This is a genomic window from Kitasatospora sp. NEAU-CNBT7 (assembly GCF_057220535.1).
In genome coordinates this window covers 37,302-61,509 of record NZ_JBXQQB010000019.1, presented here as the reverse complement: position 1 = coordinate 61,509, position 24,208 = coordinate 37,302, and the positions used below count along the sequence as shown (strand labels likewise).

Annotated in this window: 16 protein-coding genes; 8 read left to right on the top strand and 8 right to left on the bottom strand. The window is 76.2% G+C overall.

Annotated features, from left to right (window positions below; translation table 11 throughout):
* Positions 1 to 113: 113 nt before the first annotated feature.
* Positions 114 to 1,388 carry an aminoglycoside phosphotransferase family protein gene (locus AC2TEW_RS23750; RefSeq protein ID WP_484625358.1) on the top strand — a complete coding sequence of 425 codons (1,275 nt, stop codon included), beginning with the start codon at positions 114 to 116 and terminating at the stop codon, positions 1,386 to 1,388.
* On the opposite strand, the gene AC2TEW_RS23745 is transcribed toward AC2TEW_RS23750, so the two are convergent.
* Positions 1,305 to 1,994 carry a TetR/AcrR family transcriptional regulator gene (locus AC2TEW_RS23745; protein WP_484625357.1) on the bottom strand — a complete coding sequence of 230 codons (690 nt, stop codon included), beginning with the start codon at positions 1,992 to 1,994 and terminating at the stop codon, positions 1,305 to 1,307. The two genes, AC2TEW_RS23750 and AC2TEW_RS23745, sit on opposite strands and share 84 nt — an antisense overlap.
* A 193-nt stretch (positions 1,995 to 2,187) precedes the next feature.
* Between AC2TEW_RS23745 and AC2TEW_RS23740 the strand changes: the two genes are divergently transcribed.
* The 4 genes from AC2TEW_RS23740 to AC2TEW_RS23725 all read left to right on the top strand — a co-directional run bounded on the left by AC2TEW_RS23740 (position 2,188) and on the right by AC2TEW_RS23725 (position 6,963).
* Complete coding sequence (locus AC2TEW_RS23740; protein ID WP_484625428.1) at positions 2,188 to 3,336, top strand: acyl-CoA dehydrogenase family protein; 1,149 nt, start codon at positions 2,188 to 2,190, stop codon at positions 3,334 to 3,336.
* A 60-nt stretch (positions 3,337 to 3,396) separates the two neighbouring features.
* Complete coding sequence (locus AC2TEW_RS23735; protein WP_484625356.1) at positions 3,397 to 4,584, top strand: thiolase family protein; 1,188 nt, start codon at positions 3,397 to 3,399, stop codon at positions 4,582 to 4,584.
* 46 nt (positions 4,585 to 4,630) lie between these two features.
* Positions 4,631 to 5,389, top strand: coding sequence for a 3-oxoacyl-ACP reductase FabG (fabG, locus tag AC2TEW_RS23730; RefSeq protein ID WP_484625355.1), 759 nt, complete (start codon positions 4,631 to 4,633; stop codon positions 5,387 to 5,389).
* 182 nt (positions 5,390 to 5,571) lie between these two features.
* On the top strand, positions 5,572 to 6,963 hold the full coding sequence (locus AC2TEW_RS23725) for a S53 family peptidase (RefSeq protein WP_484625354.1): 1,392 nt from the start codon (positions 5,572 to 5,574) through the stop codon (positions 6,961 to 6,963).
* A gap of 686 nt (positions 6,964 to 7,649) precedes the next feature.
* On the opposite strand, the gene AC2TEW_RS23720 is transcribed toward AC2TEW_RS23725, so the two are convergent.
* The 3 genes from AC2TEW_RS23720 to hemC form a co-directional block, all read right to left on the bottom strand.
* Entirely contained in the window at positions 7,650 to 9,548 is a 1,899-nt protein-coding gene (locus AC2TEW_RS23720; RefSeq protein WP_484625353.1) for a hypothetical protein, read from the bottom strand.
* Between the two features lie 418 nt (positions 9,549 to 9,966).
* Positions 9,967 to 10,938: a zinc-binding dehydrogenase gene (locus tag AC2TEW_RS23715; protein ID WP_484625352.1), complete on the bottom strand. Its 972-nt coding sequence runs from the start codon at positions 10,936 to 10,938 to the stop codon at positions 9,967 to 9,969.
* A gap of 110 nt (positions 10,939 to 11,048) precedes the next feature.
* The gene (hemC, locus tag AC2TEW_RS23710; protein ID WP_484625351.1) at positions 11,049 to 11,984 is read right to left on the bottom strand and encodes a hydroxymethylbilane synthase; all 936 of its coding nucleotides are present in this window, start codon (positions 11,982 to 11,984) and stop codon (positions 11,049 to 11,051) included.
* Between the two features lie 184 nt (positions 11,985 to 12,168).
* Here hemC and AC2TEW_RS23705 point away from each other — a divergent pair, with 184 nt between their 5' ends.
* Both AC2TEW_RS23705 and AC2TEW_RS23700 read left to right on the top strand, forming a co-directional pair.
* Entirely contained in the window at positions 12,169 to 13,077 is a 909-nt protein-coding gene (locus AC2TEW_RS23705) for an AraC family transcriptional regulator (protein ID WP_484625350.1), read from the top strand.
* Positions 13,074 to 13,622 carry an HAD domain-containing protein gene (locus tag AC2TEW_RS23700; RefSeq protein ID WP_484625349.1) on the top strand — a complete coding sequence of 183 codons (549 nt, stop codon included), beginning with the start codon at positions 13,074 to 13,076 and terminating at the stop codon, positions 13,620 to 13,622. The genes AC2TEW_RS23705 and AC2TEW_RS23700 overlap by 4 nt, the downstream gene beginning before the upstream one ends.
* A 72-nt stretch (positions 13,623 to 13,694) precedes the next feature.
* Here AC2TEW_RS23700 and AC2TEW_RS23695 read toward each other — a convergent pair whose 3' ends face one another.
* Both AC2TEW_RS23695 and AC2TEW_RS23690 read right to left on the bottom strand, forming a co-directional pair.
* Entirely contained in the window at positions 13,695 to 15,221 is a 1,527-nt protein-coding gene (locus tag AC2TEW_RS23695; protein ID WP_484625348.1) for an FAD-dependent oxidoreductase, read from the bottom strand.
* 20 nt (positions 15,222 to 15,241) lie between these two features.
* On the bottom strand, positions 15,242 to 16,372 hold the full coding sequence (locus tag AC2TEW_RS23690) for an FAD-dependent oxidoreductase (protein ID WP_484625347.1): 1,131 nt from the start codon (positions 16,370 to 16,372) through the stop codon (positions 15,242 to 15,244).
* A gap of 229 nt (positions 16,373 to 16,601) precedes the next feature.
* Here AC2TEW_RS23690 and AC2TEW_RS23685 point away from each other — a divergent pair, with 229 nt between their 5' ends.
* Positions 16,602 to 19,946, top strand: coding sequence for an ATP-binding protein (locus tag AC2TEW_RS23685; RefSeq protein WP_484625346.1), 3,345 nt, complete (start codon positions 16,602 to 16,604; stop codon positions 19,944 to 19,946).
* On the opposite strand, the gene AC2TEW_RS23680 is transcribed toward AC2TEW_RS23685, so the two are convergent.
* Positions 19,892 to 23,650, bottom strand: a complete 3,759-nt coding sequence (locus AC2TEW_RS23680; protein WP_484625345.1) for a LysM peptidoglycan-binding domain-containing protein — start codon at positions 23,648 to 23,650, stop codon at positions 19,892 to 19,894. The two genes, AC2TEW_RS23685 and AC2TEW_RS23680, sit on opposite strands and share 55 nt — an antisense overlap.
* On the bottom strand, positions 23,650 to 24,204 hold the full coding sequence (locus tag AC2TEW_RS23675; RefSeq protein ID WP_484625344.1) for a hypothetical protein: 555 nt from the start codon (positions 24,202 to 24,204) through the stop codon (positions 23,650 to 23,652). The genes AC2TEW_RS23680 and AC2TEW_RS23675 overlap by 1 nt, the downstream gene beginning before the upstream one ends.
* Positions 24,205 to 24,208: the final 4 nt, after the last annotated feature.

The window sequence follows — 24,208 nt, the reverse complement described above, 5'->3', positions numbered from 1 at the left end:
CCGGGCACGCGGCGGGTCGGTCGGGAACGGCGGCGGGGGAAGCCACCAGCACGGCTGCCGGCACGGCCGGTAATGCGGTGGACCGCCGGCCGGCGGGACCGGACAATGCCCGGGTGGCTGAGACGGCGGGGCGCACCGTGAAGGTGCTGGTGACCTGGCAGGGCGAGCGGTTGGGGACGGTCGGGCCGTTCCCGGTGGAGTCCCCGTGGTGGGCCGAGGTCGGCCCGGTGGCGGAGCGGCTGGAGAGCGTGCTCGGGGTGCCGGCACTGGTGTTGCGGCTGCACTCGGTGGTCGGCGGCGAGGACGCCAGGGGCGGCCTGGTCACCTACCACGCGGAGGCGCTGCGGCGGCCCGCACAGGTGCCGGGCCCGGACGACGGGGAGCGGTTGGACGAGGACCCGCTGCGGGCCGAGTGGGCCACCGCGGACGGGCTGCGCGCGGCGCTGGACTGGGCCGGGCGGGAACTGACCCGGCTGGGACGGCCGGTGGCGGGGCCCGTGCGGCAGGTGAAGAGCTGGAACCTGTCCGGGCTGATCCGGCTCCCCACCGCGGCCGGGCCGGTGTGGCTGAAGACGACGCCCCGGTTCGCGGTGGCGGAGGCCGAGGTGATCGGCGCCTTCGCCGCGGTCGATCCCGGGCTGGTACCGGCGGTGCTGGCGGCCGACGGACGGCGGATGCTGCTGGACCACGTCCCCGGCGAGGACTGCTGGGGAGTGCCCGACGACGCGGTGCTCGCCGTGGTCGGGCGGTGGGCGGCGGCCCAGGCGAGGCTGGCCGGCGGCCCCGCCGTACCGGGGTTGCCCGACCGCTCGCCCGGGGCGCTGGCGGGACGGTTCCGGGCGCTGCTCGACTCCGGGGCGGTGAACGAGCTGGGCGCCGGGGAGCTGGCGGCGGCGTACCGCCTGGCGGACGGACTGCCCGCGCTGACGGCCCGGCTGGCGGCCTGCGGGCTGCCGGTGACGGTCGTGCACGGGGACTTCCACCCCGGCAACTGGCGTTTCGACGGGCGGCGCACGGTGGCCGTCGACTTCTCCGACGCGCATCTCGGCCACCCGGCGGTCGACGGGCTGCGGCCCCGGGACTTCCTGCCGCCCGCGCGATGGGCCGAGGTCCGGGACGCCTGGGTGCGGGCCTGGTCGGAGCTGCTGCCGGGGAGCGACCCGGCGGGGGCGCTGGTGGCGGCCGAGCCGCTGGTGCACCTCTCGTACGCGGTGCGGTACCAGGAGTTCCTCGACGGGATCGAGCCCAGCGAGCGGATCTACCACGCGGGCGATCCGGCCTCGGAGGTGCGGGCGGCGCTGGCGTCAGTCGGCGGCGGTACCGGCAGCGGCGGTCCCGGCACCCGGGGTACCGGTGCGGGCCTCGGCGGCGAGCCGCTCGAAGCGTAGTCCGAGGCCGTCCAGCAGGGCTTGCAGGCCGGTCTCGAAGGCTCCCTCGTCGATCCGCCGCTGGTGTTCCGCCAGCAGGTGGGCCTCGCCCAGGTGCGGGTAGTCCGCGGCGTACAGCTGGGCGTCCTCGGGGAAGCCGGCCGCGAACGAGCCGAGTGCGGAGCCGGTGATGAAGTACCGCATCAGTGCGCCGATCCTGGTCGCCTGGCCGCGCGGCCAGCCGGCCCGCACCAGGCAGCCGAAGACGGCGTCGGCCAGCCGCAGCGCGTTGGGCCGGCGGCCGGGGCCCTGCGCGAGCACGGGGACGATGTGCGGGTGGGCGGCGAGCGCCGCGCGGTAGGAGCGGGCCCAGTCGCGCAGCGCAGTGCGCCAGTCGGCGGCGGCCGAGAACATCGACAGGTCGACTTCGCCCATCACGCTGTCGACCACCGCGTCGAGCAGGTCGTCCTTGGTCGCGAAGTGGTTGTAGAGGGAGGGGCCGCTGACCGAGAGCTCGGTGGCGAGCCGGCGGGTGGAGAGCGCGTCCAGGCCCTCGGCGTCGACCAGGGTGAGCGCGGCGGTGACGATGCGCTCGCGGCTGAGCAGGGGTGTGCGGGGGCGGGCCATGGTCGCCTCCTCCGGTCGGGTCGGTCGTCGGGTGGGTCCGGTCGGGTGGGTCCGGTCGGGTGGGTCCGGTGGGTCGCGCGGGCCCGGTGGTGCTCGCGGTCGACATTCTGGCAGGGCCCCTTGGCGGCGGGGGCCCGGCGGGTTAGAGTCCGGATAAAACTTGCAGCGCTAGTTTATCGAGGTGTCCCCCGCCGTGAACCTGGAACTCTCCGATGAACAGACCGCCGTCCGGGAGCTGGCCGCCGCCTTCACCGACCGGGAGATCGCCCCGTACGCGGCCGAGTGGGACCGCGCCGAATCGGTCGACCCGGCGGTGGTCGGCAAGCTGGCGAAGCTCGGCTTCCTCGGCCTGACCATCCCCGAGGAGTACGGCGGCAGCGGCGGCGACCACCTCTCGTACTGCCTGGTGCTGGAGGAGCTCGGACGCGGCGACTCGGCGGTGCGCGGGATCGTCTCGGTCAGCCTCGGCCTGGTCGCCAAGTCGGTGAACGCGTACGGCACCGAGGAGCAGAAGCGGCACTGGCTGCCCCGGCTGACCTCCGGCGAGGCGCTCGGCTGCTTCGCCCTCACCGAGCCGGGCACCGGCTCGGACGCCGCCAACCTGACCACCCGGGCGGTCCGCGACGGCGACCACTGGCTGATCAGCGGCGCCAAGATGTTCATCACCAACGGCACCTGGGCCGAGGTGGCGCTGGTCTTCGCCCGCACCGGCGAACCGGGCCACCGCGGTGTCACGGCGTTCCTGGTCCCGACCGACCTGCCCGGCTTCGGACGCACCCTGGTCCACGGCAAGCTCGGCCTGCGCGGGCAGGCCACCGCCGAGCTCTCCTTCGACGCCGTACGGGTCCCCGACAGCGCCCGGCTCGGCGCCGAGGGCAAGGGCTTCTCGGTCGCGATGGCCGCACTGGCCAAGGGCCGGATGTCGGTCGCCGCCGGCTGCGTCGGCATCGCCCGGGCCTGCCTGGACGCCGCGGTCGGCTACGCCAAGGAGCGCGAGCAGTTCGGCCGCCCGATCGCCGGGCACCAGCTGGTCCAGGAGCTGATCTCCGACATCGCGGTGGACGTCGACGCCGCCCGCCTGCTGACCTGGCGGGTCGCCGACCACATCGACCGCGGCCTGCCGTTCGCCACCGAGTCCTCCGTCGCCAAGCTGTACGCGAGCGAAGCCGCCGTACGGGCCGCCAACAACGCCCTCCAGGTCTTCGGCGGCTACGGCTTCATCGACGAGTACCCGGTCGGCAAGCTGCTGCGCGATGCCCGGGTGATGACCCTGTACGAGGGCACCAGCCAGATCCACAAGCTGCTGATCGGCCGGGCCCTCACCGGCGTCAGCGCGTTCTGAGCCCGGCGGGCCGATCCCTCCCGCCACCACCGGTCCAGTCCCGATAAGGAGCCCGAAGAAGTGCGCCCTGTCTACTTCGCCGCCGCCCGCCGCACCCCGATCGGGCGGCTGCGCGGTGCGCTGTCCACCGTCCGCCCCGACGACCTGTCGGCCGCCGTGCTGCGCGGCCTGCTCGCCGACGTGCCGCGGCTCGACCCGGCCCGGATCGACGACGTCTACTGGGGCGCCGCCAACCAGGCCGGCGAGGACAACCGCAACCTGGCCCGGATGGCCGTCCTGCTGGCCGGCCTGCCCGACTCGGTGCCCGGCGCCACCCTCAACCGGCTCTGCGCCTCCGGGATGGAGGCCGTCACCACGGCCGCCCGGGCGATCGGCTCCGGCGAGGCCGAGATCGTGGTGGCCGGCGGCTGCGAGTCGATGAGCCGGGCCCCGTTCGTCCTGCCCCGCCCCGACGAGGCGCTGCCGCACCGGATCGAGACCTTCGACACCCGGCTCGGCTGGCGGCTCACCAACCCGCGGATGAAGGACCTGCACGGCATCCTGTCGATGGGCGAGACCGCCGAGGAGGTCGCCGCCCGCTACGGCGTCAGCCGCGAGGACCAGGACGCGTTCGCGCTGCGCAGCCACCAGCGGGCCGCTGCGGCCCGCAAGGACGGGCACTTCGACGCCGAGATCCTGCCGGTCGAGCGGCCCGACGGGGTGACCGTGGGCCAGGACGAATCGATCCGCGAGGACACCACCCTGGCCAAGCTCGCCGCCCTCAAGCCCGCGTTCCGGCCGGGCGGCACCGTCACCGCCGGCAACGCCTCACCGATGAACGACGGCGCCGCCGCGCTGCTGCTGGTCAGCGAACAGGCCCTGAACGAGCTGGAGCTGGAGCCGCTCGGCCGGTACGCCGCGGGCGCCTCGATGGGCGTCCACCCGGACGTGATGGGCATCGGCCCGGTCCCGGCCACCCGCAAGGTGCTGGGCCGCCTCGGCTGGTCGGTCGCCGACGTCGAGGAGGCGGAGTTCAACGAGGCCTTCGCCGCCCAGGCACTCGCCAGCGTCCGGGAGCTCGGCTTCGACCCGGAGCTGGTCAACCCCTCCGGCGGCGCGATCGCACTCGGCCACCCGCTGGGCAGCTCGGGCGCCCGGATCCTCACCACCCTGCTGCACCGGATGCGCCGGACCGGCGCCCGCCGGGGCCTCGCCACCATGTGCGTGGGCGTCGGCCAGGGCAGCGCCGTCCTGGTCGAGAACGCCTGACCCGCCGACACCTCCTGAACCCCCCTCACCCAGCAAGGAGAATGCAGTGACACGTTTCGCAGGCAAGGTCGCCGTGGTCACCGGCGCCGCCCAGGGCATCGGCGCGGCCACCGCCCGGCGCCTCGCGGAGGAGGGCGCGGCCGTGGCCGTGGTCGACCTCAGCGCCGAGCGGGCCCAGGAGACCGTGGACGCGATCACCGCCAAGGGCGGCACAGCAAAGGCGTACGGCTGCGACGTGGCCGACTACGACGCGGTGGAGGCCGCCTTCGCCCGAGCCGCCGAGGAGCTCGGCGGGCTGCACATCCTGGTCAACAACGCCGGGATCACCCGCGACAACCTGTTCTTCAAGATGGCCAAGGCCGACTGGGACGCCGTCCTGACGGTCAACCTGACCAGCGCCTACAACTGCAGCCACGTGGCGCAGAAGTACATGGTGCAGCAGAAGTACGGGAAGATCGTCTCGCTCAGCTCGCGCTCCGCCCTCGGCAACCGCGGCCAGGCCAACTACGCCGCCGCCAAGGCCGGCATCCAGGGTCTGACCGCCACCCTCGCGATCGAGCTCGGCCCGTTCAACATCAACGTCAACGCGGTCGCGCCCGGCTACATCGCCACCTCGATGACCGCCGCCACCGCCGAGCGGGTCGGCGCCTCCCCCGAGGACCACCAGGCCCAGGTCGCCGAGCGCACCCCGCTGCGCCGGGTCGGGCAGCCCGAGGAGATCGCCTCGGTGGTCGCCTTCCTGGCCTCCGAGGACTCCTCGTACGTCAGCGGCCAGACCCTCTACGTGAACGGCGGCGCACGCTGATTGATCGTCAGCTGATGCCCTGAGCAGGGACCTTACCAAGAGCAGGGCCGCTCTTTACCTGATCCGGTGGCCTGCACAGACCACCCGGACGGCCCCGCTCTGACTATGGAAGGCCCGCTCGACTGCCGATGGGATATGGGGGCCGGTCGCCGAGGCCGGCTCCCATCCTCCCGAGGAGTCCCATGGGCATCACCCCCGCCACCGCGGGTCCCCGACGCTCCGTCACCGCGCGCACCCTGGCGCTGTTCGCCGTCGGGGCCACCGCCCTCACCGGCGCGACGGTCACCGCGCAGACCGCGACCGCCGTGGCCGGCCACGCGGCCGGGCAGGCCACCGTCCAGGTCCGGCCCGCCTCCAGCGGCCACATCAGCCGGGCCGCGCTGGCCGCGCCGATACCGACCTCCGACTGCGTGGCGAAGCTGGCGATCCACTGCTACTCCCCGCTGCAGTACCGCACCGCGTACAACCTCGGGCCGCTCTACCACGACGGCGTCACCGGCAAGGGCCGGACGATCGTCATCGTCGACTCCTTCGGTTCCCCGACCATCCAGCACGACCTGGAGGTCTTCGACAAGCAGTGGGGCATCCCCGACACCCAGGTCGAGGTGGTCAAGTGGGGCAACGTCCCGCCCTTCGACCCGACCAACGGGGACCACACCGGCTGGGCCGGTGAGACCACCCTGGACGTCGAGTACGCGCACGCCATCGCACCCGACGCGCACATCGTGCTGGTGGAGACCGGGGTCGCCGAGACCGAGGGCGTGGTCGGCCTGCCCGAGATGATGGACGCCGAGAAGGCACTGATCAAGTCCGGCCGCGCGGACGTGATCTCGCAGAGCTTCGGCGCCACCGAGAACACCTTCCCCGGCTTCGACAAGGGCAACTTCAAGTCGCTGACCGACCTGCGCTACGCCTTCCAGGCCGCCGCCGCCAAGGACGTCACCGTGCTCGCCGCCTCCGGCGACGCCGGCGCGACCGACGCGATGGAGAACGGCAGCGACCTGTACCCGTACAAGGTCAACTCCTGGCCGTCCTCCGACCCGCTGGTCACCTCGATCGGCGGCACCCAGCTGACCCTCGACAACGACGGCAAGCGGACCGCCCCCGACAAGGTCTGGCACGACGACTACGGGGCGGCCGGCGGCGGCGTGTCCGGTGTCTTCGACCGCCCGTGGTACCAGCTCGGCGTCGCCAAGGTCACCGGCAACCACCGCGGCACCCCCGACATCAGCATGAGCGCGGCCGTCGACGGCGCCGCCTGGACGTACGAGTCCTACGACCCGACCCGGGTCGGCTGGCACCTGACCGGCGGCACCAGCGAGGCCACCCCGATCTTCTCGGGCATCGTCGCGCTGGCCGACCAGCTGGCCGGCCACCGGCTCGGCCAGCTGAACTGGCGGCTCTACGCGCTCGCCGGGCTGCCCGCCCAGTGGAGCGGCATCACCGACGTCACCGCCGGTGACAACTCCTGGGACACCGTGACCGGCTACCAGGCCGCCAAGGGCTACGACCTGGCCTCCGGCCTCGGCACCATCGACGCCAACCGCTTCGTGCGCGCGCTCGCGGGCCGCTGACCCACGACCGCCCCGCCCGGCCCAGCGCCCTCCGTCCGGCCCCGCCCTCCAGCGCGGGCCGGACGGGGGGCGCAGCCGTCGGCGCCCCTCGGGGCCCGTCCGACCGGCCACGTCGGGCCGGCCCGGTGGCGATGGGGAGCCCGGCCGGGCGGACGGGCACGGTGGCGGTGGGGGGCCCGGCCGGGCGGACCGGCGAAACGCCCTCTGCTGATCCGGATCGGGAGTGATTCGCGGGTGCGTCCAGCTGGGGGCGCCTCCGGGCCCGGGGTCGGTGCCGGCGCCGGGGCACCACTCGGCAGGAGGCTGGGGTGGGGCGCCTCCCGGCCGGGTGGGCTGGCGAAGCTCCGCCATGCTCAGCCGCGCCCGGGCTGTTCGCGGCTGCGTCCAGCCGCGCAACTCCCGCTGGGGGCCGGGGGCCGGGGCACCTCCCCGCCGGGTGGGTCGGCGAAGCTCCGCCGTGCTCAGCCGCACCCGGGCCGTTCGCAGTTTCGTCCGAGCACGCACCTTCCGGCCGCAGGCCGGGGCCGGGGCACCTCCCCGCCGGGTGGGCCGGCGAAGCTCCGCCGTGCTCAGCCGCACCCGGGCCGTTCGCGGTTGCGTCCGGCCGGGGGCCGGGGGCGGCAGGACGCCGTGTGCCCGGTGGGAGTCGGCCGGGCGTGATCCCGGGAGCGGCCGGGCGGCCTGTGTCAGTCCGCCGCCGGCACCGGCGGCGGCTCCGCCGCCGCCTTGGCGTCGACCAGCTGCCGCAGGTAGCGCTCCGCGGCCCGCAGCTTGCGGCCGTCGGGGCCGGGCAGGTGTGCCCGCAGCTCGATGATGTCGGGCGCGACCCCGATCGCCTCCGCCGGGCTCTCGATCGCCCGCCAGCACGCCTCCGCGTTGGCGGCCGCCTGCTGGGCCTCGGGGTGCTCGGGGCCCTCGGTGCGCAGCAGGGTCAGCGCGACCTCCCGGTAGAGGTCCGCGGCGACGGCCGGACGGCCCGCCAGCCGGGAGACGTGCGCCCGTACCTGACGCACCTGCAGCACCACCGGGGCGACCGGCCCGAACGCGGCGACCGCCCGTTCCTCCAGGGTCCGGGCCAGACCGGTGGCGGTGTCGTGGTCGCCGTTGTCCGCGCTGCGGACGATCACGCCGATCTCCTCGCGGTAGGCCGCAAACGGGTCGGCCGATGCCCGGCGCTCGGTGCTCGACTGCTCGGTGCCGGACGACCCGGTGCCGGGCTGCTCGACGGCAGGCTGGTCGGCGGCGGGCTGCTCGACGGCGGGCTGCTCAGCGGCTGCGGCCGGCGTCTTGGCGAGCCGCACCGGCGGCTCCGCGGCCGGGGCCGGAACGCCCTTCGCCAGCCTCACCGTGGGCCCGGCGGCCTCGGTGGCCTCGGCGGGCACGACGGTCCCGGCGCCCTTGAGCAGCGACACCGGGTTGATCCGGCGGGGGGTCAGCGGAACGTCCGGCTTGAAGAACGACACCGGCACCCGCGGCCGCCTGCGCTGGTCGGCCGCCGTCGGCCGGTCCGCTCCCGGCTCCGGCTGGCGGACCGTCGGGCGCGCCGCCGGCCGGGCCGCCTTCGGCATCACGGCGGCGGGCCGCGGGCCCTGGTACGGCTGGGCCCCCGCGCCGCCGCCGATCTGACGGGCGGTGTTGCGGAAGACCGGCCGGTCGGGGGCGTGCGCGGTGATCGTGACGACGTCCGGACGCAGCACCGAGTGCACCTGCTGCCGCACCTGTTCGGGCGTCAGGACGGCTTCGAGTCCGGGGCGGCCGCCGTGCAGCGCCTCGATCAGGGCGCGGGTGAAGGTGCCGATCTGGTCGGGGTCCGCGCTGACCGCGGCCCACAGCGGGACGCCGTCCACCAGTGGGGTGATCGCGCTCTGCACCTGCGGCATGGCGGCCTGGTCGGCGCTCAGGTCCGCGAGCACCAGGGTGTCCCACTCCGCCGGCCGGTGCCGCAGCTCGCCCGCCAGCGCCTGCCAGGGCAGGCTCTCGCCCGCCTTGCCGTCCCGCAGGGTCAGGTGCAGCTGGCCGCTGCGGCGGTCCGCCACCAGGTGGCCACCGAGGTGCACCAGCAGCGGGCCCTGGTGCCGGGCCGCCGCCCGCAGGTGGGCCAGCACGCTCTGCGGGTCGCAGGCGCCCGGCAGGTGGACGGCGTCGACGGCGTCGGCGACCAGCAGCATCTGCGGGGGGACGGCCGCGAGCATCGCTGACAGCACCGGGGCCTGCCCGGAACCGGCGCGGCCCCACGGCCGGCGGCCCGAGCCGCCGTAACCGCCCTCGATCACCAGGATCCGGCCGCGCGCACCACGGCCGGTCTGCGGCTCCACCCCGGCGCCGGGCGCCGGTGCGGGCGCCGTCACCGGGGCCGGGCCCGCGGCGGGCGGCGGCACCGGCAACTGGATGGCGGGCATGGTCATGGTCCAGCCGGTGGAGGGGACCGGTGCGGGCGCCGTCGGCGGGGGCGGCGGGATCCGGCCGGACGGCAGGCGCACGGTCCGCTCCGCCGACGGGTCATCAGGGCCGGATCCGTTCGGCAGCGCCACGGTCTCCTCGATACCGAAGGACCGCCACTCGTCGCCGCCAGGCGTCGTCGTCACGTCCGCCACTACCGGTCACCGCCCCGCCCGCCGCCGCGCGACGTCCCGCTGTCCACTGTGGCACCCGCGCCACGCCCGATTTCGCCACCATAAGGGGTCGTCCGGGCGACGGGCCAGGCCGGGTGCCGAACGCCGGAGGATCACGGAGCCGCCGCCACCCCGGGGATCCTCCGGATTCCCCGCACTGTGTCAGGACTTGACCGCGACGTGGCCGATCACGACCGTCACAGGGCGGACGACGACCGCCGCAGCGCCGTACGGGACCGGGCCCGACCCCCGCCGAGCGCGGCGTCCTGAGCCCACCGCACCGGAACCACTGCACCGGCGCCCACCGCAGACCGGAACCCACCGCGCCGCAGCCGGCCACGGCGGGGCCGGACACGGCGGCCGCCCGGTGAGCACCGCCGGTGACCGCCGTTCAGTTCCCGGCCACCGCCCCGGGGCCGACCCGCACCTCCAGCAGCGTCTTGCCGACGGTCGCCCTCGACTCGATCGCGGCGTGCGCCTCGGCCGCCCGCGCCAGCGGCAGCCGCCGCCCGATGACCGGGCGCAGCCGGCCCGCCGCCGCCTCGGCGAGCGCGTGGGCGGTGGCCTGTCGCAGCTGGACGGGTGTCGGCTGCGGCCGGAGCAGGGTGACCTGCCGGGCGACGGCCTCCGCGTCCGGGATCGCACTCCACTCACCGCTCGCCAGGCCGAAGCTGACCATCCGTCCGCCGGGCCGCAGCAGTGCGAAGGCGGCCCGGGCGTTCTCGCCGCCGACCCCGTCGAGGACCACGTCGACGCCGTCGAGCCGCTCCGCCCAGCCGGGACGGCGGTAGTCGACGGTCTCGTGCGCGCCGAGTCGGCGGGCGAGCCGCAGCTTGTCCTCACCGCCGGCCGCCGCGACCACGGTCGCCCCGGCAGCGTGCGCCAGCTGGACCAGAAGCGTGCCGACGCCCCCGCCGGCCGCCTCCACCAGGACCCGTTCGCCGGGCCGCGGCGCGGCGGCGCCCAGTTGGAGCACGGCCGTACGGCCGTCGGCGAGCAGCGCCAGCGCCTCGTCCGGCGCGAGCTCCGCGGGTACCTCGTACAGGCCGTCGGCCGGCACGGCCGCGTACTCGGCGTAGCCGCCGGAGCCGCCCGTGGCGGTGACGACCCGCCGGCCGAGCAGGGCCCGGTCGACGCCCGGCCCGGTGGCGGTGACCACCCCGGCGACGCCGTTGCCCGGGATCATCGGCGGCGTGGCCGCGAACGGTCCCCGGCCGGTGGCCCGGAACTGCGTCTCCACGAAGGTGATGCCCGCGTACGCGACCTCCACCAGCACCTGGCCGGGGCCCGGCACCGGGGTCGGCGCCTCCCCCTCGGCCAGGACCTCGGGCCCGCCGAACTCCTTCAACCACACCGCACGCATGACGCCTCCGCCCGCTCGTAACCGCTCGACCCCGTCATCCTCGGAACTGAAGTCCGGTTGAGGTCAAGAGCGGGCGGCCGATCGGACGGCTGCCGGGCCGCCGGCGGGCGTCAGTGCGGGATGGCGTCGATCAGCTCCTGCGCGCCCTGCCGCTTGAGGGCGAGCGCGGTGGCGGTCCCGAGGTCCTCGGGGGAGAGCGCGCCGGCCCACTCGTGGGCGTCCAGGATCCGCTTGCCGTCGGGCGAGAACACCCGCCCGCGCAGCGAGAGCCGGCCGTCCGGCTCGGCCTTGGCGTACCCGGCGATCGGCGAGTTGCAGTGCCCCTGCAGCACGTGCAGGAACATCCGTTCCGCGGTGGCCTCGCGCCAGGTGTCCCGGTCGCCGAGGCCGGCCACGGTGTCGATGGTGGCGGTGTCGTCCTCGCGGCACTGCAGGGCGAGGACGCCCGCGCCGATCGGCGGGCACATGGTGTCCACCGGCAGGATCTCGCTGATCCTGCCGGGCAGGCCGATCCGCTCCAGGCCGGAGACGGCCAGCAGCAGCGCGTCGGCCTCGCCCGCATCCAGCTTGGCCAGCCGGCTGTTGGCGTTGCCGCGCATCGGCACGCACTCCAGGTGCGGGTGGGAGGCGGCCAGCTGGGCGATCCGGCGGACCGAGGAGGTGCCGATCCGGGCGCCGGCCGGCAGTTCGTCCAGGGTCAGCCCGCCCGGGTGGACGACGGCGTCCCGGATGTCGTCGCGGCGCAGGTACGCCGCGAACACGGTCCCGGCGGGCAGCGGGCGGTCGGCCGGCACGTCCTTGAGGCAGTGCACGGCGAGGTCGGCCTCCCCGGCCACCAGTGCCGCGTCCACCTCCTTGGTGAACGCGCCCTTGCCGCCGAGCGCCGCCAGGTCGCCCGTCCAGCGGTCGCCCGAGGTGGTGACGGGCACCACCTCGGTGGCGATCCCCGGGTGCAGCACGGCGAGTTCGGCCCGTACCCGCTCCACCTGGGCCAGCGCCATCGGGGAGGAACGGGACACGATGCGGATCAGCTCAGCGGAGGCCATGGCGCGATGATAGACCGTCAGATCCGCCGCCGAGGAATCGACTCGGCCGACCCGAACCGCTCGATGCCGAACCGCTCGATGCCGACCCGACCGATGCCGACCCGACCGATGCGGGCACGGATCGTCGGGTCGGGCACAGTGGCACCTTCCTAGAGTCGGTGATCGCAAGGGAAGGAGAGACCGGGTGCTGGAACGGCTGAACGAGGCCATGGACCACATCGAGCGCCACCTCGACGGGGAGATCGACGTGGCGGTGCTCGCTCGGACGGCGATGACCTCCGAGTACCACTTCCGGCGGCTGTTCTCCGCGCTCGCGGGGATGCCGCTGTCGGAGTACGTACGGCGGCGGCGGATGACCGTCGCGGGCGCCGAGGTCCTGGCCGGCGGGCGGACGCTGCTGGACGTCGCGGTGAGCTACGGCTACACCTCGGGCGAGGCGTTCGCACGGGCGTTCCGGGCCGTCCACGGCGTGGGGCCGGGCGAGGCCCGGCGCACCGGCGCGGCCCTGAGGTCCCAGCCCCGGATGTCCTTCCGTCTCATCGTCGAAGGGAGTAGCAGCATGCGGTACCGGATCGTGGAGAAGGCCGGGTTCAACGTGGTCGGCAGGTGCGCACGGGTCCCGCTCGTGCACGAGGGCGTCAACCCGGCCATCGCCGAACACATCAGGAGCATCGACCCTGAGACCGTCCGGCGCATCGCGGAGCTGTCCGACCAGCAGCCGGAAGGCATCGTCTCGGTGGTCGAGCACCTCACCGACAGCCGCGAGGAAGGTGTCGAACTGGACTACCACCACGCCGTGGTGACCGGCGCCGAGGCACCCGACGACCTGGACGTGCTGGTCGTCCCGGCGGGCACCTGGGCGGTGTTCGAGAACTCCGGGCCGTACCCGCAGGCGCTGCAGTACCTGTGGCGCGACGTGTTCACCCAGTGGTTCCCGTCCAACCCGTACCGGAGCCGGCCCGGCCCGGAGATCCTGCGCACCCGCCCGTCCCAGGACGGCACGCAGGCCGACTCCGAACTGTGGATCCCCGTGGAGCGGGCCGCCCCCTCGGGCGGCGGCGCGCCCGCGGGCCCGGCTACCGTGGGGGAATGACCGGCACGGCGCAGCCCCCGCTGCTCTTCCTCGACGTCGACGGCCCGCTCATCCCGTTCGGCGCCACCCGGGAGCAACTCCCCGGCGGGTACCCGGTCTTCCGTACCCCCGCCGGGTCCGGGCCCGGCGGGAACCCGCTGCTGGCCAGGATCGACCCCGCCCACGGGCCCCGGCTGGCGGCGCTCGGGTGCGAGCTGGTGTGGGCCACCACCTGGGGCCAGGAGGCGAACGAGTGCGTCGCCCCGCTGCTCGGCCTGCCCGTACTGCCGGTGGCGGCCTGGCCGGAGCCCGCCGAGGACCACGGGATCGGGCACGGGGGCGGGCACGGGGGCGGCCTGCACTGGAAGACCCGGCCGCTGGTCGAACTGGCCGCCGGCCGCCGCTTCCTCTGGGTCGACGACGAGATCACCGAGGCCGACCGGGCCTGGGTGTCGGCCCACCACCCCGGACCGGCGCTGCTGCACCGGGTGGACGCCCGGCGCGGGCTCACCGGCGCCGACTACACGGCCCTCGGCCGGTGGCCGACACTGCTCCGGTCCCGCTGACCACCCGACGAGGGGGCCGGACCGGGTCGCCGGCCCACCGGCACCCCGGCGTCGGGGCACGGGGTGGCCGGTTCAGCTGTCCGGACGGCCGAACCACCGGTCGGCGGCCCGTTCGAACGCCGGACCGTCGGGGTCGCGATCGACCGCCCAGGCCACCGTGCCGTCGGGCCGGACCAGCACGGCGCCCAGGCCGAGGCCGTCCCTCGCCGGGCCGGCCGCGTACCGTATCCGGCCCTGCCGGCCCGTCGCCGGACCGTACAGGGACCGGTCGGCGCCGAAGTCGAGCAAGACGCCACGTCCGTCGTGCATCAGGTCGCCGAGGCGGGTGCCGTCCGCGAGGCGGAAGTCCGGGGCGCTGCGCCCGGTCAGCGGGTGGTCGCCGCCGAGGTCGTAGCGGTGGGACGATCCCGAGGTCCGCTCGAAGACGTAGGTCGTTGCGGCCGGGGTCGCGAGCAGGTCCCGGACCACCCCCTGGAGCGCCCGGGCATGCGGGTCCGGCCGCATGAGCGCCACCTGGGCGCGCGACCAGTCGAGCACCTGCGCGCCGATCGGGTGGCGCTCGCGGGTGTAGGTGTCGAGGAGGCCGTCGGGCGCGTGACCGTGCAGGGACGCCGCGAGCTTCCAGCCCAGGTTCATGGCGTCGCCGAGTCCGAGGTTGAGTCCCTGCCCCCCGAGCGGGGAGTGGATGTGGGCGGCGTCGCCCGCGAGCAGCACGCGGCCCTGCCGGTAGGTCGTCGCCTGCACCGCCCGATCGGTGAAGCTCGAGGCGAGACGGACCTCGGTCAGCGTCACGCCGGTGCCCGAGACACGGCGCAGGACCGCCTGGAGATGGTCGCGGGTCGGCGGCTGCGAGCGGTCGAAGGCGCCGCCGTCGAAATCCACCATGCCGATGTGCCCGGGCACGTGCGTCCGGAGGTACATGCCCGTCGGCGTCAGGTGGAAGCCGGGGCGCAGCTGCTCGGGGTCGGCGACGGTGGCGAGCACGGCGTAGCCGGTGAACTGCGGTTCGGTGCCGACGAACTCGAAGCCCGCGAGCCGGCGCACCGTGCTGCGGCCGCCGTCGCAGCCGACGAGCCAGCGCGCCGCGTACCGGTGCCCGCCGGCCAGCGCCACCACGCCGTCGTCGTCCTGGGTGACGGCCTCCACCGTGGCACCGCGGACGATCTCCACGCCGAGCTCGGCCGCCCGCTCGGTCAGCACGGTCTCGACCGCCTCGAGGTCGGTCATGATGCCGTCCGCCGCCGGGCCGGGCAGCCGGAACGGCAGGGCGGCGAGGTCGACCCCGGCCGGATCGAGCATCATGCCGGCGAAGTGGCCCGCGCTGCGCGGGGCGGCCGGCCCGTCGGCGTCGGCGTCGGCTGCAGCGCCGGGTTCGCCGCGGACGCCCGAGGCCGCGAGCAGCCGGTGCAGCAGCCCCCGGCGGTGGAACGCCTCGAGTGACGCGGCGGACAGGCCCCGGATCCCGAGCGGTTCCGCCTTCCACGGGGAACGGGCCTCCGGCTCCCGCTCGAGCACCAGGACCGAGCGGCCCGCGAGGCCGACCTCGCAGGCGAGGAACAGGCCGACCGGGCCGGCGCCCACGATCACGACGTCGTGCACGAGGTCTCCTCCTCGACGGCTCATCGGCCGTTCCCGGTGATCAGGTCGGTCAGGCCGCGGGCCGTGTTGTCGCGGGAGCCGAGCCCCAGGACCGCGGCACCTTCGAAGACGACGTCCTCGGTGGGGCGGGCGAACATCGCCTGCTCGTACGCGGTGAGCGCGGCCTCGACGTCGTCGGGGTGCGCGGCGACGGCCGTCCCGAGTTCGGCGGCGTCCAGCATGGCCAGGTTGGCGCCTTCGCCGTTCGGGGCCACCAGGTGGGCAGCGTCACCGACCAGGGTCACCCCGGGCACCCGGTCCCAGCGGTGGCCGATCGGCAGGGTGAAGTGGGGGCGCAGGACCGGTGCCGTGTCGCCGTCGGTGATCAGCGCGGTGAGTTCCGGCGCCCAGCCGTCGAACTCCCGCGCGACCCGCGCGGCCGCCGCGGCGGCATCGGTGAAGTCGATGGCGGCGAACCAGTCCTGCGGCTCGGTCAGCGTCACGTACGTGTGCAGGGTGTCGCCGCGCTCCCGATGGGCGAAGATCTCCCTGCCCTGCGAGGGCACGATCATCGACCCGCCGCCGACCGCCTTCGCGGCGGCCGGGTGCCGGGTGTCGGCGTCGAACAGGTAGACCTCGACGAACGACGTACCGGCGTACTCGGGCGTGGCGTCGGAGAGCAGCGGCCGGACCCGCGACCACGCCCCGTCCGCGCCGACCAGCAGGTCGGTGACGACGCTCCCGCCGCCGGCGAACGTCACCTCGTGACGCCCCTCGCCGAGGGCGCGGGTACCGGTGACCTTGTGGCCCCACCGGACGGTACCGGCCGGCAGCGAGTCGATCAGCATCTGCCGCAGCTCGCCGCGCTGCACCTCGGGACGTCCGCCCGTCCCGTCGTCGCCCTTCTCGAACAGCACGGTCCCGTCCCGCTCGAGGACCCGGAGCGACTGGCGGCCCGGCACGACGATGGCACGGAACTCGTCCATCAGGCCGGCCGCCTCGATGGCGAGTTGCCCGTTGTAGTCGTGGATGTCGAGCATCCCGCCCTGGGCGCGCTCGGTCGGGGAGGACTCGGCCTCGTGGACGGTGGCCGGGATGCCGTGGACGTGCAGGACGCGGGCCAGGACGAGTCCGCCGACTCCGGCGCCGATGATCGTGACTGGGCTGTGCACGGTGGTGTCCTTCTGCTGGACCGAGGCCGCCCGGTGTGCCCGGGCCGGCCGCCGCTGGAACGTCGGCCCCCAGAGACTGACGCGGGCCGCTCACACCGGGCACACACGGAGCTGACACGCCGTCCTGCGGCTGGTCGGCGCCGGGTTCGGCGCCCGGTACGGCGTGGCCGAACAGGCCGGACACCGTGCCGATTTGGGGACGCGCGGGTGCGCGGGCGAGGATCGGGACATGGACGGGGACACGCGGCTTCGCCTCACGCTGCTCGACGCCTTTCGGGCGGACCGCGGTGACACTCCCCTGCCCGTACCGGGTGCCCGCCTGCAGGCGCTGGCCGTACGGCTGGCGCTCGCCGGCGGCCGCCCGGTCGCACCCGGTGTCCTGGCCGGCGCGATCTGGGCCGACACCCCGCCGGCCGGCCCCGCCCACGCCCTGCAGACCCTCGTCTCGCGGCTGCGCCGGGCCCTCGGATCGGCCGGCGCCGTCGCGCAGGTCACGGGCGGCTACCGGCTGGACGTGGACGCGGCCGACGTGGACGCGCTGCGGTTCGAGCAGCTCGCCGCCGCCGGCCGCGACCGCCTGCGCGCGGGCGACCCGGGCGCCGCGGCCGCCGTACTCGGCGAGGCCGTGGCACTGTGGGGCGGTCGTCCCGGCGCCGAACCCGCGGCCGTCGCCGCGGTGGCACCCGCCGTCGCGACCCGGCTGGCGCACGCCTCGGTGGAGACCGTCGCCGACCTCGCCGACGCCGAACTGTCCCTCGGCCACGCCGACGCGGCCGCCGCCCGGCTGACCGCACTGCTCGCCGAACAGCCGCTGCACGAGCGGGCGGCCGCACTGCTCATCGACGCACTCACCGCCCAGGGCCGCCAGGCCGAGGCCCTGGCCCGGTACGGGCGGATCCGCGAGGCCCTGGCCGACGCCCTCGGCACCGACCCGGGCGCCGCCCTGCGCGAACGCCACCGACGCCTGCTGCGCGCCGAGCCGCCCGCCCCGGCCGCCGACACCGCGCCGACCCGGCCGGGCAACCTGCCCGCACCGCTGACCGGCCTCATCGGCCGCGACGACGACCTCGCCCGGATCGCCGCACGGCTCGCCGCCGGGCGGCTGGTGACCGTCGTCGGCCCCGGCGGCGCCGGAAAGACCCGGCTCGCCGTCGAGGCCGCCCGCCGCGACCGCCACAAGTACCGCGACGGCGCCTGGATGGTCGACCTCGCCCCGGTCACCGAGCCGGCCAAGGTCGGCTCGGCCCTGCTCGCCGCGACCGGGCCGCGCACCGGCGCCGTGTTCGACGCCCGGACCCGCACCGGGGGCGACGAGCCGGACCTCCTCGCCGACCGGCTCGGCGGCCGGGAGACCCTGCTGCTCGTCGACAACTGCGAGCACCTGATCGACGCCGTCGCCCACCTGGTCGCGGCCCTGCTGTCCCGCTGCCCCGGGCTGCGGGTGCTCGCCACCAGCCGCGAACCCCTGGCGGTCGACGGCGAGGCACTGGTGCCCCTCGGCCCGCTCGCCCTGCCCGGGCCGCACGACGGCGTCGAACAGGCCCGGCGGGCCGCGTCGGTACGCCTGTTCACCGAACGGGCCGCCGCCGTCCGCCCGGGCTTCGGCGTGGACCGGACCACGCTGCCCGCGATCCGGCGGGTCACCCGCGGCCTGGACGGGATGCCGCTGGCCCTCGAACTGGCCGCGGCCCGGCTGCGGACCCTGTCGCTGCCCGAACTCGCCGACGGGCTGTCCGACCGGTTCCGGCTGCTCACCACCGGCAGCCGGACCGCCCTGCCCCGGCACCGCACCCTGCGCGCGGTCATCGCCTGGAGCTGGGACCTGCTCGGCGAACCGGAACGCACCCTCGCCGAACGCATCTCGGTCCTGCCCGGCGGCGTCACCCCGGCCTCGGCCACCGCCCTCTGCGCCGGCACCGCCGTACCGGCGGCCGACATCCCCGACCTGCTCGCAGCCCTGGTCGACCGGTCGCTGCTGCACCTCGCACCCGAGCCCGGCCGCTACCGCATGCTGGAGACCCTGCGCGAGTACGGCACCGACCGCCTGGCCGCCGCGGGCGACCTCGACACCGTCCGCGACCTCGCCGCCGGCCACTTCGCCGAGCTGACCGCCCGGTACGACCCGCAGCTGCGCGGGCCCGGCCAGCTCGCGGCGGTACGGGTCGTCGCCGCCGAGTACGACAACACCCTCGCCGCCCTGCGCCGCCGCTGCGACACCGGCGACGCCCCCGGCGCGACCGCCCTCGCCCTGGACCTGACCTGGTACTGGCAGATGTCCGGCCGACACACCGACGCCGCCTACTGGCTGGGCGAGGCCCTGGCGGTACCCGGCGGCGGGCCGACACCCGACCGCGACTGCGCCCGCGCGATCCACCTCCTCAACCGGACCGGCATCCGGTCGCGGAGGACCGCCGAGGAGACCGCCGCCGACCACGCCGCGATCCGCGAACTGACCGACCGGCTGCTCGCGTACCCGCGACTGCCCGGCCCGTACGGCGCGCTCGCCGCCTTCCCGCCCGCGTTCCGGCAGGAGGCGGAGGGCACCCCCGCGATCATCGAGCGCCTGGCCCACGACGAGGACCCCTGGCTGTCCGGGCTGGCCCGGATGTACCGGGCCCGGTTCGCCGAGAACGCGGGCGAACTCGACCGGACCCGCACCGACGTGACGGCGGCCCTGGCCGCCTTCCGGCAGACCGGCGACCGCTGGGGCCAGGCCAACGTCCTGCCGATGCGCGCCCAGCTGCGCCAGTACGACGACGACCTCGACGGCGCGCTCGCCGACCTGCGCGAAGCCCGTTCACTGGCAGCGGAGTTCGGCCCGCTCAACCCCGGCGACGAGGTGTTCGACGACCTGCGCTGGATCGACCTCCACCTGCGGCGCGGCGACACCGACCAGGTGACCACGACGATCGACTCGGCCCGCGAGCGGGCCCTGCGCGCGAACTCGCCGCAGCTGCAGTACCTGGTCGACGCGTGGGAGGCCGTCTTCCGGACAGGGCTCGGCGACCTCGACCGGGCACGGGAGCTGCTCGACAGCGCCGACCGGGGCCTGGACGGCGACTCCCCGTTCCCCGGCGACCACGCCCGGGCGCTGATCGGCAACGCCCGCGCGTCGCTGCACCTGGAGACCGGCGACCCGGCGGCCGCGGAGACGGCGCTGACGAAGGCCTACGCGGCGGCACTGCAGACCCACGACCTGCCCGTCCTCGCGCTGGTGGCCGTGAACACGGCCGCACTCGCCGAGGCGCAGGGGCGGCACCACCAGTCGGCCGTCCTGCTCGGCGCCGCCGCCCGGCTGCGCGGCGCACCCGACCGCACCGACCGCCAGGTCGTCGGACTCACCCGGCGAGCGCGCGCCGCACTCGGCGAGGAGGCCTTCGCGGCGGCGTACGGGAGCGGCTGGGAGCTGGACGCGAGGACCGCCACGACCGCAGCCGACCCGGCCCGGCTGAGCAGGGCACCCGGGCCGGCCCACCCGGACGGCCGCGAGGGCCCGGCGACCGGGGCGACGGCCGGCGGTCAGCCGCCCGAGAGCAGGTCACGGAGCAGTGCGACGGTGTCCGGGTCGAGTTGACGGCCGGTGCGGCGGCTGAGCGCGTCCAGCCGGTTGACCGCGCGGGCCAGCTGGTCGCGGGCACCGGCCGAGGCGTACGCGTAGAACAGGTCCCGGTGCAGGAGTTCGACCTCGGGGGCGACGGCCAGGGCCCGGAAGATCGCCGCCTCGGCGGTGCGGTGGTCGCCGTACTGCAGCCGGCGGGCGGCGAGCTCGTGCGCGGTGTCGACGATCGCCGCGAGCATGTCCTGCCGCTCGGCCTCCGCCCAGCCGTACGCCCCGGGGGCGGACTCCGCGAACGGCGCCCCCCGCACCAGCGCCAGCGCGTGCGCCAGGGCCGCGTCCGCGGTGCTGCTGGTGCTGCGCATACCGCGCCGGTACAGGCTGCGGAACTCGTCCCAGTCGCAGCTGACGGTGGGCGCCAGGCGGTAGCCCTCGGACTGGTCGGCGGGCAGGTACGCGCGGCCCTCCGCGGAGACGCCGAGCCAGGCCGCCAGCGCGGTGAGCTTGCCGGGCAGCGGGTTGACCGCGTGTCCCGCCGCCGTCGGATGCGGGTCCAGGTGGGCGGCGCCGGGGTGCAGGCTCCGGTCGAGTTCGGTGTGGTCGGTGCCCGGACGCAGCGCCAGGAAGGCCACCAGCTCGGTGAGGTGCGGGAGCGCGCCCGGTTCGGCGGTGCCCGCCGCGCCGAGCACGTCCACCGGACCGAGCAGGCGCAGCCTGGGCGCGGTGCGCAGCGAGTGCGCCTCCGGCGACCGCAGGATCGCCAGCAGGTCGTCGCTGTCGGTCCGGCCGCCGCCCGGCCGCTCCACGGCGGTCGAGGGCGCGGCCGGGGAGGCTGCCTGGGAGGCGGCGGGCCCGTCGGGCCCGTCGGCCGGCCCGGGCGCGGCATCGTGGACGGGCGCGGCATCGTGGACGGGCGCGGCGTCGTGGACGGGCGTGGGCTCCCCCACCGGCGCCGGCGGCCGGGCGCCGGCCGGGCCCGAGCCCGGGCCCGAGCTCGGCGCACCGGCCGCGTGCAGGCCGAGGCCGTTGATGCTGTGCCGGGCCGGTGGCTGCGACGCGGGAGCCGGGAGGGGGGCGGGGGAACCGGGAACGGAGGAACCGGACGCCGGGCGGACGGGCGCCGACGGGCCGGGCGCGGGTGCCACCGGCGCCACCGGGACCACCGCGGCGGCGCTCGGGGTGGTCGGGGCGAGCCCCGCGAACGGGCTCGACCCGGTCCCCACCACCCGGGCGATGACCCGCGGGACGGCTTCCCCGGCCGTCGGGGAACCGACGGCGCCGAGCGCGCCGACGCTCGCCCCGACACCGGCCAGCACCGGTACCGGCAGCGGGAGTTCGGCAGGCTCGAGGTCCGGCCCCGGACCGTCCAGGGTCCAGTCCGGCGCCGGGTGCTGGGTGGTGTCGCCGGAGCTGCGGACCAGCTCGTCGAGGTGGCCGAACTCCTCGCCGCTGAGCCGCTGAAGTTCCACCGACAGGTGCAGGCCGGGGAGGGCCGCCTGGCCGGAGCACGGCAGCGTCCAGCGGGCCACCGGCCCGGCGCCGCGCTCGGGCGCCCTGGTGATGACCGCGAGGCAGGTCCGTGGCCGGCCGTCGAGCAGCCGGCCCAGCTCGGCGGGGACGCTCCCGGCGGGCGGCTGCGCCGACAGGACGATCTCGGGCACCCAGCTCTCGTCGGCGTGGCCCCGGCTGCGGGCGTCCCGCGGACTGGTCGCGTCGGCGGCGACCAGGGTGGCCCGCGCCTTGGCCGTGCGGGGGCCGAGCACCGCGAGCGCCGCCTCGATGGTCTCGTGGTGGTGCACCCGCTCCACGGCGGGCCCGGCGATCGGCAGGTCCGGGCCGAAGCCGACCAGGTGCAGGTGGAGCCGGTCGGCGAGCGGGCTGTGCGCCAGCTCCACGGCCAGCGTCCGCAGCACGTCCGAGGCGTCGTCCGGGTGCCCGGAGAGGTGCACCAGGCGGACGGTCTCCAGGTCGGCGAGGACCACCGAGCCGTCCGGGGAGCTGCCGAGGGTCACCAGCGCCGGGTAAGGCGAGGCGGCCTTGGCGGCCTGGTGGGCGGAGAGCAGCTCGGAGGAGTCCTCCGGGCACCACCAGACGTTCGGGGCGTGCGCGGCCCGGAACGGCGCGATCGGCACGGCGGGCGCGGCGAGGTGCAGCTCGACCGTCCGGCCGGGCGTGACCCGGGCCGCGACCAGGGCGGGCAGCCGCTTGTCGCCGCGCACGGTGTTGCGGGACAGCGTCCGCAGGGCACGGTCGAGCAGGTCGAGGGCGGGAGTGTTCTGGCGCGCCTTCAGCTCCGCCTCGAAGGCGGCGGCGGGCGCGGCGGGCATCGCGATCCGGTGCCGGGGGCGGCGGGCCCGCTGCTGGTCGACCCGGCGGCGGGCCACCGAACCGATCAGCACGGCGGCCAGCAGCACGCTGATCCCGGACGCGGCGAGCGCCACCGAGTAGTCGTCGCTGGGCTTGGCCCGCTGCGCCTCCGCGACCGGGACCGGAGCGGTGTCGGCGGGCGTCTGCGAGCCCGTCGGCTGCCCGGCCGGCGGCTGCGACGCCGAGGGCTGCGCGGCGGACGGCTGCGCGGCGGACGGCTCGGCGCTCGGCGCCGCGCTCGGGGCCGGATCGGCGGCCGGCGGGGTGGCGGGGGTCTCCGGGGCCGGGGTCTGGGCGGCTGGCGGTTCCGGGGCAGGCGCGGGGGCGGCCGGGGTGCCCGGGATCGCCAGGACCATCCCGGGTTCCAGGACGTCCGGGTCGGTCAGCCGTGCGCCGTCGGGCGCCTGGACGCCCTTGTTGGCCTCGAACAGCTGCGGCCACTCGTCCGCCGAGCCGAGCTCCCGCCGGGCGATGGCGGACAGCGTGTCACCGGAGTGCACGGTGACCGAGCCGCCCGCGTGCGGTGCGGCGGGAACGGCCGCTCCGGCCGCCCCCGCGCCCCCCGCGCCGCCCGACGCGTCGTCGGCCTTGGCGTCGGCGGGCATCAGCAGCTGCCAGCCGGGCTGGATCGGCCGGTCCGCGTCGAAGCGGACGCCGGAACTGTCCATCACCCGGCCGTTGTTGAGCTTGGCGATCTCCTGCCAGCGGTCCCCCGAACCGAGTTGGCGCTCGGCGATCGACCAGAGGCTGTCCGCCGGGCGCGAGTCCCGCACCGTGTAGCCGGGCTGCGGGTCGGCCGCGGGCGCCGCGGCCGGGGCGGCGGTCAGCTGGGCGTACTGCGGCGCGGCGGCGAGCTGCGCCGGGGCGGCCTGGACGTGCACCGGCGCGGCGGCGAACGCCGAACCCGCCACCGGGAGCAGCGCCAGCACCGACCCGACCAGCCCGGCGGCCAGCCGCTGGCTCCAGCCCAGCGCGGGGATCCGCCGGGCGACCCGGCCGCGCAGCTGCGCCGGGATCTCCAGCAGCACCGACCCCGCGAAGCAGAGCCACGCCACCCAGCCGACCACGACCAGCGCCCACAGGAACAGCCGGCCGTCGTCCGGGGTGGTGAGCGCGGTCCCGACACCGCCCTGGACCGGATCCCCCATGCCGGCCACCGCGAGGGTGCCGTACAGCAGGACGGCGGGCAGCGCGCCCAGCAGGCCGAGCAGGGCGATCAGCGCGCCGAACGCGCCGAGCACCGAGCCCGCGGTGCGGCGGCGGGCCGGCCGGATCCGGACCGGCTGCCGGCCACCGGGGCCGGCCGGGGCGGAACCGGGCCGCCGGGCGTGGTGGTTGGCTCGTCGCGCGGCCATCAGCCGTTCTCCGCTTCCGTGACGCCGTGCACCAGGACGGCCTTGCCGGTCCCGTGCACCGCGAGCGTGTCGATGTTGATCAGACTGAGCAGCTTGGTGTCGTACTGCGACTCGATGCGCACCGTGACGGTCCTGGCGTCGGGGAACTCCACGTGCGCCGTCAGGTGCAGGTCCGGCAGGTCCTTCGGCCGGTACGTCTGCAGGTAGGAGTCGGCGGCGGCCTCGGCCTCCGCCTGGAGCACCCGGTAGCCGCGCCCTTCCAGCAGGGCCCGCTGGTCGAGTTGCTGGCCCGCCGCCCGGGCGGCCTCCTGGGCGAGCGCGTCGGTCTGCTCCATCGCGCGCAGCCGGCCGCCGAGGTCGAGCACGATGCCGAGCAGGATGACCAGGGCCGCCGCCGTGATCGCCACGAAGACCGAGACCGCCCCCCGGTCGTCCCCCCGCCGCCGGATCCGGTCGGCCGCGCGGCCGGCCGGGCGGACGGCCCGGCGGACGGCGCGCCGTACGGCGGTGCCCTCGGCCCCCGGACGGATCGTCCGAGTGGTCCGCAAACTCATCCGT